The sequence below is a fragment of the Mammaliicoccus fleurettii genome (genome assembly GCF_003970575.1).
GTDB classification, from domain to species: domain Bacteria; phylum Bacillota; class Bacilli; order Staphylococcales; family Staphylococcaceae; genus Mammaliicoccus; species Mammaliicoccus fleurettii.
Genome location: NZ_RXWZ01000050.1, coordinates 36,191 through 53,622 on the forward strand (window position 1 = coordinate 36,191; position 17,432 = coordinate 53,622).

Sequence of the window (17,432 nt, forward strand, 5' to 3'; positions counted from 1 at the left end):
TTTTACGTGATGAGCTTTTATAATGGATGAAAATTATTCTTCATTTAAATCTTGCTTCATCTCATACATTTCAGCATACATGATATAATATATATAATTTAAAGCCATAAGATGTGGTGTAATGATTTTGCTGTAATCTGCAGTTGGGACAATCGCTCTAGGTGTAGATAAATCTATATAATGCATTAGTGATTCATGTGTGTTATGCTCTTTATCTTTATTTGAAATAACTACGAAATCGATATCTTCATCATTTAATTTTTTAATCCATTGATTCAGTTCGGGTGTGAAAAATGAACCAACCAATAAGACGCGATCTGTTGTATCAATCGTATTGATTTCTTCTAATGAATCTAATGTTATTGAATGCGGTAGGCTTTCAGTACTTTTTGTCATGAATTCACTGAAATAGTTGATTTCATCAAAAGTTTTAATAAATATCTTACCTTCGCCGTTTGCCGCTTGCATGAGTAACTGTGATGCAATTTCAATTTCTTCTAATTGAGCATCTATTTTAGTGAATATACCATTTAGTTGGGTATTAAAGATTTTAAGCAATGTGTATTCTCCTTATAAACGTAATTAAATTTATTTTATAGAAAAAGCGAGGTATCTTCAATGGATGTACTTATTATAGATGATGAAAAGAATATTAGACAATTATTAAAGGAAATATTGGAATTAAATCATTTTAAAGTAGATACTGCTAAAAATGGTCGCGATGGTATTGAATTATTTAATAAAAATTCTTATAAACTTATCTTTATAGATAAAAGAATGCCTGGAATTTCTGGTGAAGAAGTTTTTACAGAAATTAGAAAAACGAACAAAATAATACCTGTTTATATTATTTCAGCATTTCAATCATCAACAGAGATAGAAATCTTAAATAAAGGAAATATTACTGGAGTGCTAATGAAGCCGTTTACAATTCAAGAAGTTATGAAAATTGTAAGAAAACATTTAGGATAGGGCTTTCAAAAGGTGCATATGTTAATAAAGTTTGATATAATTATCTTGTAAATAATACGTGCGTTGCACAATAGGAGGAAACTCAATGCCTTTAGTTTCAATGAAAGAAATGTTAATTAAAGCGAAAGAAAACGGTTATGCTGTTGGACAATACAACATCAATAACTTAGAATTCACACAAGCGATTCTTCAAGCTTCACAAGAAGAAAATGCACCAGTTATTCTTGGTGTATCTGAAGGAGCTGGACGTTACATCGGTGGTTTCAAAACTGTTGTTAAAATCGTTGAAGGTTTAATGGAAGATTACAACATTACAATTCCAGTTGCAATTCACCTTGACCACGGTTCAAGTTTCGAAAAATGTAAAGAAGCGATTGATGCTGGATTTACTTCAGTAATGATTGATGCTTCTCATCACTCATTCGAAGAAAACATTGAAATTACTTCTAAAGTAGTTGAATACGCTCATGCTAACGGTGTTTCTGTGGAAGCAGAATTAGGAACTGTTGGTGGACAAGAAGATGACGTTGTTGCAGAAGGCGTAATCTATGCTGATCCTAAAGAATGTCAAGAACTTGTTGAAAGAACTGGTATTGATACTTTAGCACCTGCATTAGGTTCAGTACACGGACCTTACAAAGGTGAACCAAAATTAGGATTTAAAGAAATGGAAGAAATCGGAGCTTCTACTGGATTACCATTAGTATTACACGGTGGTACTGGTATCCCAACTCACGATATCAAAAAAGCTATTCCATTCGGTACAGCTAAAATCAACGTTAACACTGAAAACCAAATTGCATCTGTAAAAGCAGTTCGTGAAGTGTTAAATAACGACAGTGAAGTTTACGATCCACGTAAATATTTAGGACCTGCTCGTGAAGCAATTAAAGCTACAGTTAAAGGTAAAATCCAAGAATTTGGTACTTCTAACCAAGCATAATTAAATTAAATTCTTATTACTAAGAATAAAATATGAGGCTGGGACAAATTAATTTGTCCCAGCCTTTCATTGTTTTAGTGTGATTTTGAGGTTGTCATAGATTAACTCCCGACTTAATCTACGACTTAGACAAACTCTTCGCTTAACTATCGACTTAATCTACGACTTATCTCATTTTTAATGCACATGTTTTCACAAAAATGCTTATTAGAATAGACATAAAATTTTAATTTATTAATCCAGTTTTTAAATAAATTAAGTTATTAGTATTTACTTTTTATGTTTTTGCGTTTATGTTATTGAATAGTATATAATGAAAATAATTATCTATTCATGTTGAGAGAGTATGCATTCTCTAAGACGATGAAGTAAAGGAGTAAACATATGTCTCAAGAAGTTATAAAAATAAAAGGTGGAAACAAGTTAAACGGCAAAGTACAAATAAGCGGGGCTAAAAATAGTGCAGTAGCATTAATACCTGCTAGTTTGATGGCAAATGATGTTGTAACTTTAGATGGTCTACCAGATATTTCAGATGTAAAAACGTTAATGAGCTTATTAGGCGATTTAAATATAAAGACAGATTTAGATGGTGACCAACTTGTAGTAGACTCTAGTGACGCAGTTAATTTACCATTACCAAATAATAAAGTTCAGTCATTAAGAGCATCATATTATATGATGGGCGCTATGCTTGGACGATTTAAAAAATGTGTTATTGGATTACCTGGTGGTTGCCCATTAGGACCTAGACCAATTGATCAACATATAAAAGGTTTTGAAGCATTAGGTGCAAAAGTGACTAATGAGCAAGGTGCTATGTATTTAATTGCTGAAGAATTAGTTGGTGCAAAAATATTTATGGATGTTGTAAGTGTTGGTGCAACGATTAATATTATGTTAGCTGCTTCATTAGCTAAAGGGAAAACAGTAATTGAAAACGCTGCAAAAGAACCTGAAATTGTTGATGTTGCTACTCTATTAAATAATATGGGTGCAAAAATTAGAGGTGCTGGTACAGATACATTGAAAATTGAAGGTGTAGAATCATTACACGGCACAAAGCATGCAATAATACCTGATAGAATTGAAGCTGGAACGTATATGTGTGCGGCAGCTGCTATGGGTGAAGAAGTATATATAGAGAATATAATTCCATTACATTTAGAACCATTGATTGCTAAATTAAAAGAAATGGGTACTGAAATAGAACTTGGTGAAGACTCTATTTTAATTAAAGGGAAAGACGAGTATAAGCCGATAGATATTCAAACTTCTGTTTATCCTGGATTTGCTACTGACTTACAACAACCTTTCACTCCGTTATTATTAAAAGCTAATGGTCAAAGTAAAATAACAGAAACAATTTATCCAGCTAGATTTAAACATGTCGATGAACTTATTAGAATGGGTGCTAAAGTTAGTTTAGAAAATGGAACAGCTATTTATTATCCATCAAAATTAACTGGAGCAAGTGTAGCTGCAAGTGATTTACGAGCTGGCGCTTCACTTTTAATTGCCGGTTTGATATCTGATGGCGTCACAACTGTTTATAATGTTAATCATATTCACAGAGGTTATAGTGGAATAGTGGATAAACTAAAAGCATTAGGCGCTGATATTTGGACAGAAACAGTATAATGAGTATAAAATGTATACTTTGTATATAAAGTGTAGTATAATTGTAATATAGAAGTTAAAGAGGTGAGTAACATGGAAGTATGTCCTTATTTAGAAGAAACATTTAAAGTTATAGGACGCAGTTGGAATGGTTTGATACTCAATTATTTATCACGTTGTGATGAACGCTCTGCTCATTTTTCTGATATGAAAAGAGATCTTAAACGTATTACACCAAGAGCGTTATCTCTTAAATTAACCGAGTTAAGTGACTGGGGATTAGTTGAAAAGAAAGTTGTTACAACAACGCCTCTATCTGTTGAATATCAAATAACTAATAAAGGTTATGAGCTAGCTCAAGCTCTTGTACCATTAGAAGAGTGGGCGCAGCGAAATGTTGAGTTAGAAGAAAACCATTCGTAAGGGAAAATAAGAGTCCCATCAGCAAAGTATAGATTACTTTTAGCTGGTGGGGCTCTTATTTTTATTTTTAGTACAAACTTTACAATCTATAAACACATCATTTTAATTATATGTATGTTTCGTACTATAATAATAGCTGTAACAAATATAAAGGAGTAGATAATTGATGAGACAAGATATCAAACAATTTATAAATGGCGAATGGGTAAGTAGCCACAGTGGAAAAACTCTTGATGTAATTAACCCAGCTACTGAAGAAGTAATGGGTCAAATAGCAGCAGGAAACAAACAAGATGTTGATGATGCAGTTGCAGCTGCTAAAAAAGTCTATGTAAAATTTAGAAATACTTCTTTAGAAGAAAGAAAAGCTTTATTAGAAAGAATCGCAGACGAATATGAAAATAGAAAAGAAGATTTAATAGATGTTATGACAGATGAATTAGGTTCACCAATTGAGAAATCTGAATCAGTTCATTATCAAATGGGATTGAATCACTTTAGAGAAGCAAGTAAAGCAATCGATTCAATACAATTTGAAGAACGTCGTGGAGATGATCTTGTAGTCAAAGAAGCAATTGGTGTTGCAGGTTTAGTTACACCTTGGAATTTCCCAACTAATCAAACTTCATTGAAATTAGCAGGTGCTTTTGCTGCAGGTTCACCAGTAGTATTGAAACCATCCGAAGAAACACCATTTGCGGCAATTATTTTAGCTGAAATATTTGAAAAAGCTGGCGTGCCAAAAGGTGTATTTAACTTAGTGACTGGTGATGGACAAAGTGTCGGTGATCCATTAAGTAGTCATCCTGATGTTCGTATGATGTCATTTACAGGTTCAGGACCAACAGGTAGAAAAATTATGGAAAACTCAGCTAAAGACTTCAAAAAAGTATCATTAGAACTAGGTGGTAAATCTCCATTAGTAGTTTTAGATGATGTGGATATTGAAAAAGCTGCCAAAGGCGCAGTTGCTAAATTCGTACAAAATACAGGTCAAGTATGTACAGCAGCAACTCGTACATTAGTTCCAGAAAGCATTAAAGATGAATTTATTGCTGCAGCTAAAAAAGCAATTGAAAATGTTAAAGTTGGTAACCCAAGAGAAGAAGGTCAAGATACAGGTCCTGTAGTATCTAAAAAACAATTTGATACTGTACAAAGCTATATCCAAAAAGGTATCGATGAAGGTGCAACATTACTTCACGGTGGTGTAGGTAAACCTGAAGGACTAGAAAAAGGGTATTTTGTTAAACCAACATTATTTACAGACGTTACAAATGATATGACAATTGCTCAAGAAGAAATATTTGGCCCAGTAGGTACAATCATTACTTATAAAGACCTTGATGAAGCAATTGAAATTGCAAACGATACAATTTATGGTTTAGCAGCATACGTATACGGAAACGATAAAGATAAAGTAAGAGAAGTTTCTAAATTATTAGAAGCAGGTACTGTTGAAATTAATGATGCAGGCAGACAACCAAACTTACCATTCGGTGGTTACAAACAATCAGGAATTGGTAGAGAATGGGGAGACTACGGAATTGAAGAATTCCTAGAAGTAAAAGCAATCCCTGGTTATTATAAATAAAGTTTAAATTGGAAGAGGCTGAGACAATTAATTGTCTCAGCCTCTAATCATTATAATGACAATAGATGACTGGATTGAAAGTGTGCTTATAAGTCATATTATATAAAAGAAACGTGCAAGAAGTGTTCACAAAGGCAGCTATTTTTCTTATTTATACCTATAACTTATTTTGTCATCATCCTAAAAAAATGCTATAGTTTAAAGGCAGATTATAAATCTGGTATTACAATAAAAGAATTAGATTTTAAGAAATGGGTGTCATAAAAATGGCTGAAAGAGTTAGAACAAGTCCACAGTATGAATCGTTTCACGAATTATACAAGAATTATACAACTAAAGAATTAACAACTAAGGCAAAAGAATTTAGAATAACAAATTATAGTAAATTAAATAAAAAAGAACTTGTCTTAGCTATTATGGAAGCTCAAATGGAGAAAGACGGTAATTACTATATGGAAGGTATCCTAGATGATATTCAACCAGATGGTTATGGTTTTCTTCGAACTGTAAATTATTCCAAAGGCGAGAAAGATATTTATATATCTGCTAGTCAAATTAGACGTTTCGAAATTAAAAAAGGTGACAAAGTAACGGGTAAAGTTAGAAAGCCTAAAGAAAATGAAAAATATTATGGATTACTGCAAGTTGATTTTGTAAATGATCAAAATGCAGAAGAAGTAAAGAAAAGACCGCACTTTCAAGCATTAACTCCTCTATACCCACAAGAACGTATCCGATTAGAAACAACAGATAAAAAGCACTCAACAAGAATTATGGACTTAATTACTCCAATAGGTCTTGGTCAACGTGGCATGATTGTTGCACCTCCAAAAGCTGGTAAAACTTCATTGCTTAAAGAAATTGCAAATGCAATTGCAATTAACCAACCTAAAGCAAAATTATTTATATTATTAATTGGAGAACGCCCAGAGGAAGTAACAGATATAGAACGTTCAGTTGAACAAGCAGAAGTTGTTAACTCTACTTTTGATGAGCCACCTGAACACCATGTAAAAGTTGCAGAATTGTTATTGGAAAGAGCTAAACGTTTAGTTGAGATTGGTGAAGATGTTATTATTTTAATGGATTCACTCACAAGACTTGCTAGAGCTTATAATTTAGTCGTACCGCCAAGTGGTAGAACACTATCTGGTGGTTTAGATCCGGCTTCACTTCATAGACCAAAACATTTCTTTGGAGCGGCAAGAAATATCGAAGCTGGAGGTAGTTTAACAATTCTAGCTACAGCTTTAGTTGAAACAGGATCACGTATGGATGATATGATTTATGAGGAATTTAAAGGTACAGGTAACATGGAACTTCATTTAGACCGTAAACTATCAGAAAAAAGAGTGTTTCCTGCTATTGACATTAGAAGAAGTTCTACTCGTAAAGAAGAATTGTTGTTAGAAACTAATGAACTTGAAATGATATGGCAATTACGTAATTTATTTACGGATCAGAATGATTTTTCTGAAAGATTTATAAGAAAATTAAAACGTACTAAGTCTAATGCTGAATTCTTTGAAGTTTTAAGAAAATCAATGGTTGAAAGTGCCAAGACAGGTAAACCGATTATATAAATTTAAGGTTGCAATTTAATTCTTCAACATATATAATATGTAAGTATTGAGTGAATTAGTCACAAATAAACTCTGTTCCAGATGGTTCAGGGCAAAGGAGCTGAAAAAAATGAAACAAGGAATTCATCCAGAGTATAATAAAGTTATCTTTTTAGATACAACTACAGACTTCAAATTCTTAAGTGGTTCAACACGTAGTTCTAACGAAACTATGGAATGGGAAGATGGTAACGAATACCCAGTTATCCGTTTAGATATCTCTTCAGATTCACATCCATTCTATACAGGACGTCAAAAATTCGCATCTGCGGATGGTCGTGTGGAACGCTTCAACAAAAAATTTGGTTTCAAATCAAACAACTAATTATGAAGCGAATCAAGCATCCTTTTTTAAAGGATGCTTTTTTTGTAATTATTAATAAATATGTAAAAATAATATGATATAATTAAGCGATTATGTTGAAAAAGGTGGATAAGTAATATGTACGAAAATTACCATTCCGGATGGATAGAATGTATTTGCGGAAGCATGTTTAGTGGTAAGTCAGAAGAGCTTATAAGACGTCTGAGAAGAGGTTTATATGCTAAACAAAATGTAATAGTATTTAAACCATCTATCGATAATCGCTATAGTGAAGAAGCTGTAGTATCTCACAATGGCAACCAACTAGATGCAATAAGTATAGAGCACTCAAGTGAAATTTTACATCGTGATTTACAAGGTATTGATATAATTGGAATAGATGAAGTTCAATTTTTCGACAATGAAGTTGTGGAAGTAGCTCAAAAATTAGCAGAAGAGGGCTATCGTGTAGTTGTAGCAGGTTTAGACATGGACTTTAAAGGTGTACCTTTTGAACCTATGCCTGAAATGATGGCAGTTGCTGAAATCGTTACAAAATTGCAAGCTGTTTGCGCAGTATGTGGTGCACCATCAAGTAGAACACAAAGATTAATAAATGGTGAACCAGCTCATATTGATGATCCAATTATTTTAGTAGGAGCAGACGAAAGTTATGAACCGAGATGTAGAGATCATCATATAATAAGAACCGAAACAAGGAGTGATATAAATGTTTGATCAATTAGAAATTGTTGAAAATAGATACGAACAGTTAAATGAATTGTTAAGCGATCCAGACGTAGTATCAGATACTGACAAATTGAGAAAATACTCTAAAGAACAATCTGATTTACAAAAAACTGTCGATGTATATAGAACTTATAAATCTGTAAATGGTGACATTGAAGATGCTAAATTAATGTTAGATGAAACTTCAGACAAAGAAGACCAAGAAATGTTGAAAGAAGAAATTAATAGTCTAACTAAACGTGTTCCAGAATTAGAATCAGAATTAAAATTATTATTGATTCCTAAAGACCCTAATGACGATAAAAACGTAATTATGGAAATTCGTGGTGCAGCTGGTGGGGATGAAGCAGCAATCTTTGCAGGTGATTTATTTAGAATGTATTCTAGATTTGCAGAAGCTAATGGATATAAAATTGATGTTGTCGAAGAAAATATAAGCGATCATGGTGGATACAAAGAAGTGAGTTTCTCAATTCAAGGTAATGGTGCATTCAGTAAACTTAAATATGAGAATGGTGCGCATCGTGTACAACGTGTTCCAGAAACTGAATCAGGTGGCAGAATTCATACATCGACTGCAACTGTTGCTGTATTACCAGAAGCAGAAGACGTTGAAATAGATATTAGAACTGAAGATTTGAAAATAGAAACTTATCGTTCAAGTGGTTCTGGTGGACAGCACGTTAACACAACAGATTCTGCAGTACGTATTACACATGTACCAACTGGAATAGTTGCTACATCATCAGAAAAATCACAAATTAAAAACCGTGAAAAAGCTTTTAAAGTATTGAAAGCTAGAGTTTACGATATGATGGTTCGAGAAGAAAATGCGAAATATGCTGAAAAGAGAAAATCAGCAGTAGGTACAGGGGACCGCTCTGAAAGAATAAGAACATATAATTATCCACAAAATAGAGTAACAGATCATCGTATAGGTCTAACTTTACAAAAATTAGATCAAATAATGGAAGGTAAAGTTGACGAAATAATAGATGCATTAACAATGCATGAACAAACAGAGAAATTGGAAGAACTTAATAATGGACAATTATAATTTTCAATTGTTATTAAAAGAAACTTATGATGAATTATCAGCACGAGGGTTTGAAACCTCTCGTGCTGATTGGCTATTAGAAGATATTACTAGGATGTCGAGAACCGAAATAGCTTTAAATTTTCAAGAAAAAGTACCTGAAAACATACTGAGTGAATATTTGTCTTATAGAGAACGTATGTATAAAGGAGAACCTGTACAATATATTGCTGGATTTGCGGAGTTCTATGGTAGGAAATTTAAAGTAAACAAAGATGTGTTGATACCAAGACCAGAAACTGAAGAACTTGTATATCAAACTCTACAAAAGATTCATAAGAAGCATTTAGTCTTGTGCGATATTGGTACTGGATCTGGAGCGATAGCTATTTCATTAAAAAAAGAGCGACCGGATTTGTCAGTTATAGCAACTGATATTAGTCCTAATGCAATAGCAATAGCAAAAGAAAATGCAAAACTTTTAGAAACTGAAGTTGAATTTTTATTAGGAGAATCTCTAAAGCCACTTATTGATAGAAATATTCAAGTGGATATTTTAGTATCTAACCCTCCTTATATTTCATATGACGAGCAAAATCAAATGGCTGAGACTGTATTAGATTACGAACCGCATTTAGCTTTGTTTGCTCATGATGATGGGTTAGCTATATATAAAGACATTCTATCGAATCTTGATAAAGTAATAACACAAGGTGGACTTGTTATATTTGAAATAGGTTATTTGCAAGGTGATATATTAAAAACTTACATTCAAGAAAATTATAATATAGAAAACTTAGAAATTATCAAAGATATAAATCAAAACAATCGTATGATACAATTTAATTGGATAAATCAATAAAAGTTATACACGAAATGACTGGAGTTATCCACATTGTGTGTATAACTTTTATTTTTATATAATAAATGCTTTAAAGAAGGGAAGAAATGCCTTGGAAACATACGTTTGGGATGTGCGTAAGTATGTTCACAACTTACAAAGTTATCCACAAATCAATCAAATCGTTGAAGGATATCGACAAAATGAGCTTATCGCATTACCTACTGAAACTGTGTATGGTTTAGGCGCAAATGCTAAAGATGAACAAGCAGTAAAAAAAATATATATAGCAAAAGGGAGACCTTCAGATAATCCACTAATTATTCATATTCATGATAAATCACAGTTAAATGATTTCACTCAAAATATATCAAAAGAAGCAGAAATATTAATGGATGCTTTTTGGCCAGGGCCGATATCATTTATAGTTCCGTATAAAAAAGGATTTTTAAGTGATCGAGTAACAGGAGGTTTAAATTCAGTAGCGGTACGTATGCCAAGTCATATTATTGGTAGAGAAATACTGCAATTGACTAATTTACCTATCGCAGCACCAAGTGCAAATGTTAGTGGCAGACCATCTCCTACTAAATTTGAACATGTGAAGCATGATTTAGAAGGTAGAATTTTTGGGATTATTCAAGCGGAAGACGTAGATGAAGGTATTGAAAGTACAGTAATAGATTGTACAAGTTTCCCTTTTAAAATAGCTAGACCAGGATCAATAACGACTGAGATGATTAATGATGCATTACCTAATAGTGTTGTTAATGAAAAAATGGATATAGAGAAACCAATAGCACCTGGAATGAAATATAAACATTATGCACCTTCACAACCAGTTACATTGGTTGAAGGAGGTATAACTAAACCGATTAAAAGTTCAGTATATAAAGATGAGAGAATAGCTGTTATTGGACCTAAAAGTATAGAATCACTTATTTCAGAAGAAATGATTTTTATACCATTAGGAAAAAATGCAAAAGATATTAAAGGTGCGCATCACGATTTATATGATGCTTTAAGAATAGCTGACCAACTTATAGATATAGATAAAATATTAATAAGTGGATATATTCGAAATGAATCTACCGTTGCATTAATGAACAGAATAGATAAAGCAAGTGGCCATAATATAAAAGGAGAAGATGAATTGTGAAAATAGTTTTTATTTGTACTGGAAATACATGTAGAAGTCCTTTAGCTGAAGCCATTGCTAAAGACATAAAACCAAACTATGACATTCAGTCAAGGGGAATTTCTGCATTTGAGGGTACACCTATTTCGATACAATCTATGGAAATAATTATGAATAATAATTTACCGGTTCCTGGAACAGCCCAACAGTTTTCAGCAAGTGATTTAGATGCAGATCTAATACTAACTATGACTGAATCCCATAAACTGATTTTAGAGTCACAATTTAATCATGGAAATATTCATACACTAAAAGAGTATGTAAAAGGTGAAAAAGGAGATATTTCTGATCCTTATGGGCGACCACAAAATATTTATCAAAATACTTATGAAGAACTGAGTATTCTCATAAAAGAATTATTACAGAGTAGTTAAGAATTCAAATAATTTGCAGAATACCTATAACACACATAGAAAATACGTTATAATATTAATGTATAAACAAATTGGGAGGTGGGAAGATGAAAGTAGCTATTGCAGCAGACCATGGTGGCTTTGAATACAAAGAAGCAATAAAAAGATTACTTGATGAAATGAACATTGAATATAAAGACTTTGGTACACATGAAGGTGAATCAGTAGATTATCCTGATTATGCAAGACCGGTATCAGAAAGTGTTGCAGATGGAACATTTGATAAAGGAATTTTGATTTGTGGAACTGGAATTGGTATGTCTATTGCTTCGAACAAGGTAAAGGGGATTCGTTGTGCACTTGTGCATGATGTTTTTACCGCAGAAGTTACGAGACAACATAATGATTCTAATGTATTAGCAATGGGCCAACGTGTTATAGGCGAAGGTTTGGCACTTCTCATCGTCAAAACTTGGTTAACAAGTGAATTCGAAGGCGGAAGACACCAACGACGTATAGATAAGATTGAAGGCGGTTGTTCATGATTAAGCATTTAAAACAATTATTGGATGAGCTTAATTCAATTGGATTCTTTAATAAGAATGAACTATGCATCATCGGTTGTTCCACTTCAGAGGTAAGAGGTTCTAAAATTGGATCAGATGGATCAATCGAAATAGCTAAAGAACTGTTTGATAGTCTTGAATTGATACATAAAGAGACAGGTGTTCGTTTTGCTTTTCAAGGTTGTGAGCATATTAATCGTGCTATTACTATAGAACGTGAAGTATTCGATGCTTATTCAATGGCCGAAGTTTCTGTTATACCTCAAGTGAACGCTGGAGGAAGTTTATCAACCTATGCTTATCAACACATGAAAGACCCAGTTGTTGTTGAACACATTCAATGCGATAAAGGCATTGATATTGGTCAGACATTAATTGGTATGCATTTAAAGCACGTCGCAGTACCGATATCTATTGATACTAAAAATATCGGAGAAGCTATTGTTACAGTAGCTAAAAGTCGCCCCAAGCTAATTGGTGGCGCAAGAGCTAAGTATTAAATTCTTAAAAGTGAGGGATTGTACATGTCATTAATTAAAAAGCAAGACGAAGAACTTTTCAAAGCAATGGAAAAAGAGTTTGATAGACAGAATAATAATATTGAACTAATAGCATCTGAGAATTTTGTTTCTGAAGCAGTAATGGAAGCTCAAGGTTCTGTGTTAACAAACAAATATGCAGAAGGTTATCCTGGTCGTCGTTATTATGGTGGCTGTGACTATGTTGATATCGTGGAAAATTTAGCGCGTGATAGAGCTAAAGCACTTTTCGGTGGAGACCATGTTAATGTACAACCTCATTCAGGATCACAAGCGAATATGGCTGTGTACTTTGTAGCTTTAGAGCCTGGTGATACTGTGCTTGGAATGAACTTAAGTCATGGAGGACACTTAACTCATGGATCTAAAGTTAACTTTAGTGGGAAGTTATATAACTTTGTAGAGTATGGTGTTTCTAAAGAAGATGAACAAATCGACTATGATGAAATTTTGAAAGTAGCAAAAGAAGCAAAACCAAAATTAATTGTCGCTGGTGCATCTGCTTACCCAAGACAAATTGATTTTAAACGATTTAAAGAAATTGCAGATGAAGTTGGCGCTAAATTAATGGTAGATATGGCACATATCGCTGGTTTAGTAGCAGCTGGTTTACACCAAAATCCTGTAGAATTTGCTGACTTTGTTACTACAACTACGCATAAAACATTAAGAGGACCAAGAGGGGGCATGATTTTCTGTAAAGAAGAATATGCTAAAGAAATTGATAAAACAATTTTCCCTGGAATACAAGGTGGTCCATTAATGCATGTTATCGCAGGGAAAGCTGTTTCATTTGGAGAAGCATTAGAACCAGAATTTAAGGAATACCAAAAACAAGTAATTAAGAATGCTCAAAAATTAGCTGCAACATTAGAAGAAGAAGGTTTACGAATTGTATCTGGAGGTACTGATAATCATTTAATCTGTGTAGATGTTAAAGGTTCACTTGGTATAACAGGTAAGTTAGCTGAAAATACATTAGATGAAATAGGTATTACATGTAATAAAAACACAATACCTTTTGACCAAGAGAAACCTTTCGTAACAAGTGGTGTTCGTCTTGGAACACCAGCTGTTACTTCACGTGGATTCGATGAAGAAGCAGTTGAAGAAGTGGGTCGCATTATAGCATTAGTGCTAAAAAACCCAGAAGATGAACAAACATTGAAAGAAGCACATGAACGTGTATTATCATTAACTTCTAAGTTCCCACTTTACAACAAATAAATATTTATTGGAGGCTAGACTTATGGGTAAAGTACATGTTTTTGATCATCCATTAATTCAGCATAAATTGAGTTATATTCGTGATCAAAAAACTGGCACTAAGGAGTTTAGAGAGCTTGTCGACGAAGTAGGTATGCTTATGGCATATGAAGTTACAAGAGATTTCGAAACGAAAGAAGTCGAAATTGAGACACCAGTAACTAAGATGAAAGCTCAAAGATTATCTGGTAAGAAATTAGCGCTTATTCCTATTTTACGTGCAGGATTAGGCATGACTGACGGTATAATGAAGCTTGTTCCAGCTGCAAGAGTTGGACATGTCGGTTTATACCGTGATCCTGAAACATTAGAAGCTGTAGAATATTTTGTGAAATTACCACAAGATATAGAAGAAAGAGAAATAATTGTAGTAGATCCTATGCTTGCTACTGGTGCATCAGCAATCGAAGCGATTCAGTCATTAAAGAATCGTGGAGCAAATAAAATACGTTTTATGGGCTTAATTGCTGCACCTGAAGGGGTTAAAGCATTACAAGAAGCGCATGATGACGTAGATATTTACATTGCTGCATTAGATGAAAAATTAGATGACCATGCTTATATAACACCTGGTTTAGGTGATGCTGGTGATCGATTATTTGGCACTAAATAATATTAGGAGGATTTTATTACAATGAAGAAAATTATGACAATATTTGGTACGCGACCTGAAGCCATCAAAATGGCACCTTTAGTTTTAGAGTTAAAAAATGATCCGGAGTTACAACCAATTGTAGTTGTAACTGCTCAACATAGAGAAATGCTAGATTCAGTTCTAGAAACATTCGACATTACTCCAGATTATGATTTAAACATTATGAAACAAGGTCAAACACTATCTGAGGTAACATCTAGAGTGTTAGGTGGACTTGAAAGTGTTATTCAAGAAGCGAAACCAGATATGATATTGGTACATGGAGATACAACAACTACTTTTGCAGGCAGTTTAGCAGCTTTTTATAATGAAGTTGCAATTGGCCATGTAGAAGCAGGGTTAAGAACTTGGAATAAATACTCTCCATTCCCAGAAGAAATGAATCGACAAATGACGGGGGTCCTTGCTGATTTACACTTCTCACCAACTGATCAGTCTAAACATAATTTACTTCAGGAAAATAAAAAAGAGGAATCTATTGTTGTTACAGGTAATACAGCTATTGATGCGTTATCTACTACTGTAAGTGATGATTACGAAAGTGATATCATTAATCGTCATAAAGGTAAACGTATCGTATTATTAACTGCACATAGACGTGAGAACATTGGTAAACCTATGGAGAACATTTTTAAAGCTGTTAGACAAATCGTTGAAGAGCATGAAGATGTTGTAGTAGTTTATCCAATGCACAAAAATCCAAAAGTTAGAAATATTGCCAATCAAATTTTGAGTGATCATGAGCGTATAGAATTGATAGAGCCTTTAGAAGTTATAGATTTCCATAACTTTGCTGCAAACTCACACTTAATCCTTACAGATTCAGGTGGTGTACAAGAAGAAGCGCCATCATTAGGTAAACCAGTACTTGTCTTAAGAGATACAACTGAGAGACCTGAAGGCGTTGAAGCGGGTACATTAAAACTTGTAGGAATAGAGCAAGACAATGTTTATAAAGAAACGAAAACATTGTTAACTGATCAAGCATTATACGAAAGAATGAGCATTGCTCAAAATCCATATGGTGATGGAAAAGCTTCTAAGAGAATTTGTGAAAATATTAAATATTATTTTGATATTTTGACAGAAGCACCAGAACCATTTAAAACAAAATAATAAAAGTGGTGGTTTGTGTCAATTCTGTGACAAATAAATGACAAAAAAATATTTTCTATTTTTGTCATAGTATTGACACTATAGGGCCACTATATTATCATGAAAATTGTGTGATGAAACGGTTTTCAAAGATATACCACTTATTTAAGGAGTTTCAGCTGAATGTTTGATATAAAGGGCTTTTTTAAGTCTTATTTACAGTATTTTATTTTTTTCATTATTATTCTAGTTGTAGTGTATTTCTTCTTGAAACATGAGTTTATTTTAGGACTCATTATTGGAACAATAGCATCAGCTGTTAACTTGTTTTCATGGGAAGTTTACCTCAATCGAGCAAAAAATGCTGAATCATTACAATTATCAACAGGAAACTGGGTCAGATATCTTGTGACAATCGTTGCATGCTGTTTTTGGCTTAAATATCCACTAATTGTTGATATTATTGGGATTTTATTTGGACTTATGATTGCATATGTCTTAATTATGTTTAGGTCTCTTAAAAGTCTCGATTAAATAATTAAAATTGTGAAAAGAGGTGAAGATATGGAACACGAATCACCTATGTGGTCCATCAATTTGGGAGGATTTGATTTATTATTCAATCTTTCGAGTATGTTAATGTTAGTAGTTTCTGCTGTAATCGTTTTTGGAATAGCCGTTTTTTGTACTAGAAACCTAAAAGTTAGACCTAGTGGTGCACAAAACTTTATTGAATGGGTATTTGACTTTGTTAAAGGTATTATCCAAAGTAATATGGCTTGGAAAGACGGAGGAAAATTTCATTTCTTAGCAGTTACGTTAATATTCTTCATATTTGTATCAAATATGCTAGGGTTACCGTTCTCAATTGTTGTTGGGCATACATTATGGTGGAAATCACCTACTGCGGATCCAACAGTTACTTTAACTTTAGCGACATTGATGGTTCTACTGACACATTATTATGGTGTTAAAATGCGTGGAACAGGAGCATACTTGAAATCGTTCGTACAACCTGTTGCTTTTATGGTACCTTTCAAAATTGTTGAAGAATTTGCTTCAACATTAACGCTTGGTCTACGTTTATACGGTAATATATTTGCAGGTGAAGTATTACTAGGTTTATTAGCAACATTAGCAGCAGGAGGCGCACTTGGTCTTTTCGGTGCAATTTTACCAGCGATAGTATGGCAAGGATTCTCAATTTTCATTGGATCAATTCAAGCGTACATATTCGTAATGTTATCAATGGTTTATATGTCCCATAAAGTGGCAGACGATCATTAATATATAATTTAAAAAAACAATTAATATTTTTAATTCTTAGGAGGAATTTATAATGAGTTTAGGTGTAATAGCAGCAGCAATCGCGATTGGTTTAGCAGCATTAGGAGCAGGTATTGGTAACGGTCTTATCGTATCAAGAACAGTAGAAGGTGTAGCACGTCAACCAGAAGCACGTGGTCCATTAATGACAATAATGTTTATCGGTGTTGGTTTAGTTGAAGCCCTTCCTATCATTGCAGTAGTAGTAGCATTCATGGTAATGAATCGATAAATTAACATATTTTTAGAACAGGCGAAGTCTATCTAAAAAGGATTTCGCCATTCATTTATGAGATGTTTTACATCTTTATTTGCAATGAAAGGAGTGT

The 17,432-nt window shown here is 33.2% G+C and carries 21 protein-coding genes; 20 read left to right on the forward strand and 1 reads right to left on the reverse strand.

Going from position 1 to position 17,432, the window contains the following annotated elements:
* Positions 1–33: 33 nt before the first annotated feature.
* Entirely contained in the window at positions 34–558 is a 525-nt protein-coding gene (locus tag CD129_RS04360) for a DUF2529 family protein (protein WP_107509021.1), read from the reverse strand.
* Between the two features lie 60 nt (positions 559–618).
* Between CD129_RS04360 and CD129_RS04365 the strand changes: the two genes are divergently transcribed.
* The 20 genes from CD129_RS04365 to atpE all read left to right on the forward strand — a co-directional run bounded on the left by CD129_RS04365 (position 619) and on the right by atpE (position 17,335).
* Positions 619–972 (forward strand): response regulator, encoded by a 354-nt coding sequence (locus CD129_RS04365; protein ID WP_107509022.1) that lies wholly within the window; start codon positions 619–621, stop codon positions 970–972.
* 85 nt (positions 973–1,057) lie between these two features.
* Positions 1,058–1,915, forward strand: a complete 858-nt coding sequence (gene fdaB, locus CD129_RS04370) for a class IIb fructose-bisphosphate aldolase FdaB (protein WP_078358030.1) — start codon at positions 1,058–1,060, stop codon at positions 1,913–1,915.
* Between the two features lie 384 nt (positions 1,916–2,299).
* The gene (locus tag CD129_RS04375; protein ID WP_115337225.1) at positions 2,300–3,556 is read left to right on the forward strand and encodes a UDP-N-acetylglucosamine 1-carboxyvinyltransferase; all 1,257 of its coding nucleotides are present in this window, start codon (positions 2,300–2,302) and stop codon (positions 3,554–3,556) included.
* A 72-nt stretch (positions 3,557–3,628) separates the two neighbouring features.
* Positions 3,629–3,958 carry a winged helix-turn-helix transcriptional regulator gene (locus CD129_RS04380; RefSeq protein WP_078358028.1) on the forward strand — a complete coding sequence of 110 codons (330 nt, stop codon included), beginning with the start codon at positions 3,629–3,631 and terminating at the stop codon, positions 3,956–3,958.
* A 166-nt stretch (positions 3,959–4,124) separates the two neighbouring features.
* A complete protein-coding gene (locus CD129_RS04385) occupies positions 4,125–5,552 on the forward strand; it encodes an aldehyde dehydrogenase family protein (RefSeq protein ID WP_115337226.1) in 1,428 nt (475 codons plus the stop codon).
* Positions 5,553–5,818: 266 nt separating this feature from the next.
* Positions 5,819–7,135 carry a transcription termination factor Rho gene (gene rho, locus CD129_RS04390; RefSeq protein ID WP_078358026.1) on the forward strand — a complete coding sequence of 439 codons (1,317 nt, stop codon included), beginning with the start codon at positions 5,819–5,821 and terminating at the stop codon, positions 7,133–7,135.
* Positions 7,136–7,244: 109 nt separating this feature from the next.
* Positions 7,245–7,499, forward strand: coding sequence for a type B 50S ribosomal protein L31 (locus CD129_RS04395; protein ID WP_078358025.1), 255 nt, complete (start codon positions 7,245–7,247; stop codon positions 7,497–7,499).
* 117 nt (positions 7,500–7,616) lie between these two features.
* Positions 7,617–8,216 carry a thymidine kinase gene (locus CD129_RS04400; RefSeq protein ID WP_107509023.1) on the forward strand — a complete coding sequence of 200 codons (600 nt, stop codon included), beginning with the start codon at positions 7,617–7,619 and terminating at the stop codon, positions 8,214–8,216.
* Entirely contained in the window at positions 8,209–9,285 is a 1,077-nt protein-coding gene (gene prfA / locus CD129_RS04405) for a peptide chain release factor 1 (protein WP_078358023.1), read from the forward strand. Before CD129_RS04400 ends, prfA begins: the two co-directional genes overlap by 8 nt.
* Complete coding sequence (gene prmC, locus CD129_RS04410; RefSeq protein ID WP_107509024.1) at positions 9,272–10,126, forward strand: peptide chain release factor N(5)-glutamine methyltransferase; 855 nt, start codon at positions 9,272–9,274, stop codon at positions 10,124–10,126. Before prfA ends, prmC begins: the two co-directional genes overlap by 14 nt.
* 91 nt (positions 10,127–10,217) lie before the next feature.
* Positions 10,218–11,264, forward strand: a complete 1,047-nt coding sequence (locus CD129_RS04415; protein ID WP_115337227.1) for an L-threonylcarbamoyladenylate synthase — start codon at positions 10,218–10,220, stop codon at positions 11,262–11,264.
* Positions 11,261–11,677, forward strand: a complete 417-nt coding sequence (locus tag CD129_RS04420) for a low molecular weight protein arginine phosphatase (RefSeq protein WP_078358020.1) — start codon at positions 11,261–11,263, stop codon at positions 11,675–11,677. Before CD129_RS04415 ends, CD129_RS04420 begins: the two co-directional genes overlap by 4 nt.
* Positions 11,678–11,763: 86 nt before the next feature.
* Complete coding sequence (rpiB, locus tag CD129_RS04425) at positions 11,764–12,201, forward strand: ribose 5-phosphate isomerase B (protein ID WP_078358019.1); 438 nt, start codon at positions 11,764–11,766, stop codon at positions 12,199–12,201.
* Entirely contained in the window at positions 12,201–12,722 is a 522-nt protein-coding gene (locus tag CD129_RS04430) for a TIGR01440 family protein (RefSeq protein ID WP_078358054.1), read from the forward strand. The genes rpiB and CD129_RS04430 overlap by 1 nt, the downstream gene beginning before the upstream one ends.
* Before the next feature lie 24 nt (positions 12,723–12,746).
* Positions 12,747–13,988, forward strand: coding sequence for a serine hydroxymethyltransferase (locus tag CD129_RS04435; RefSeq protein ID WP_078358018.1), 1,242 nt, complete (start codon positions 12,747–12,749; stop codon positions 13,986–13,988).
* A gap of 22 nt (positions 13,989–14,010) precedes the next feature.
* Entirely contained in the window at positions 14,011–14,640 is a 630-nt protein-coding gene (gene upp / locus CD129_RS04440) for a uracil phosphoribosyltransferase (RefSeq protein ID WP_078358017.1), read from the forward strand.
* A 21-nt stretch (positions 14,641–14,661) separates the two neighbouring features.
* Positions 14,662–15,798: a non-hydrolyzing UDP-N-acetylglucosamine 2-epimerase gene (gene wecB / locus CD129_RS04445; protein WP_115337228.1), complete on the forward strand. Its 1,137-nt coding sequence runs from the start codon at positions 14,662–14,664 to the stop codon at positions 15,796–15,798.
* Positions 15,799–15,960: 162 nt separating this feature from the next.
* Positions 15,961–16,311: an ATP synthase subunit I gene (locus CD129_RS04450; RefSeq protein ID WP_078358015.1), complete on the forward strand. Its 351-nt coding sequence runs from the start codon at positions 15,961–15,963 to the stop codon at positions 16,309–16,311.
* A gap of 30 nt (positions 16,312–16,341) precedes the next feature.
* On the forward strand, positions 16,342–17,064 hold the full coding sequence (gene atpB / locus CD129_RS04455; RefSeq protein WP_078358014.1) for a F0F1 ATP synthase subunit A: 723 nt from the start codon (positions 16,342–16,344) through the stop codon (positions 17,062–17,064).
* Positions 17,065–17,116: 52 nt separating this feature from the next.
* Positions 17,117–17,335 carry a F0F1 ATP synthase subunit C gene (atpE, locus tag CD129_RS04460; protein ID WP_078358013.1) on the forward strand — a complete coding sequence of 73 codons (219 nt, stop codon included), beginning with the start codon at positions 17,117–17,119 and terminating at the stop codon, positions 17,333–17,335.
* The last annotated feature ends 97 nt before the right edge of the window (positions 17,336–17,432 follow it).

What these genes read in the sequence shown, in the direction of transcription:
- CD129_RS04365 (WP_107509022.1), top strand. Translation starts at nt 619, where the DNA reads ATGGATGTACTTATTATAGATGATGAAAAGAATATTAGACAATTATTA.
- fdaB (WP_078358030.1), top strand. Translation starts at nt 1,058, where the DNA reads ATGCCTTTAGTTTCAATGAAAGAAATGTTAATTAAAGCGAAAGAAAAC.
- CD129_RS04375 (WP_115337225.1), top strand. Translation starts at nt 2,300, where the DNA reads ATGTCTCAAGAAGTTATAAAAATAAAAGGTGGAAACAAGTTAAACGGC.
- CD129_RS04380 (WP_078358028.1), top strand. Translation starts at nt 3,629, where the DNA reads ATGGAAGTATGTCCTTATTTAGAAGAAACATTTAAAGTTATAGGACGC.
- CD129_RS04385 (WP_115337226.1), top strand. Translation starts at nt 4,125, where the DNA reads ATGAGACAAGATATCAAACAATTTATAAATGGCGAATGGGTAAGTAGC.
- rho (WP_078358026.1), top strand. Translation starts at nt 5,819, where the DNA reads ATGGCTGAAAGAGTTAGAACAAGTCCACAGTATGAATCGTTTCACGAA.
- CD129_RS04395 (WP_078358025.1), top strand. Translation starts at nt 7,245, where the DNA reads ATGAAACAAGGAATTCATCCAGAGTATAATAAAGTTATCTTTTTAGAT.
- CD129_RS04400 (WP_107509023.1), top strand. Translation starts at nt 7,617, where the DNA reads ATGTACGAAAATTACCATTCCGGATGGATAGAATGTATTTGCGGAAGC.
- prfA (WP_078358023.1), top strand. Translation starts at nt 8,209, where the DNA reads ATGTTTGATCAATTAGAAATTGTTGAAAATAGATACGAACAGTTAAAT.
- prmC (WP_107509024.1), top strand. Translation starts at nt 9,272, where the DNA reads ATGGACAATTATAATTTTCAATTGTTATTAAAAGAAACTTATGATGAA.
- rpiB (WP_078358019.1), top strand. Translation starts at nt 11,764, where the DNA reads ATGAAAGTAGCTATTGCAGCAGACCATGGTGGCTTTGAATACAAAGAA.
- CD129_RS04435 (WP_078358018.1), top strand. Translation starts at nt 12,747, where the DNA reads ATGTCATTAATTAAAAAGCAAGACGAAGAACTTTTCAAAGCAATGGAA.
- upp (WP_078358017.1), top strand. Translation starts at nt 14,011, where the DNA reads ATGGGTAAAGTACATGTTTTTGATCATCCATTAATTCAGCATAAATTG.
- wecB (WP_115337228.1), top strand. Translation starts at nt 14,662, where the DNA reads ATGAAGAAAATTATGACAATATTTGGTACGCGACCTGAAGCCATCAAA.
- CD129_RS04450 (WP_078358015.1), top strand. Translation starts at nt 15,961, where the DNA reads ATGTTTGATATAAAGGGCTTTTTTAAGTCTTATTTACAGTATTTTATT.
- atpB (WP_078358014.1), top strand. Translation starts at nt 16,342, where the DNA reads ATGGAACACGAATCACCTATGTGGTCCATCAATTTGGGAGGATTTGAT.
- atpE (WP_078358013.1), top strand. Translation starts at nt 17,117, where the DNA reads ATGAGTTTAGGTGTAATAGCAGCAGCAATCGCGATTGGTTTAGCAGCA.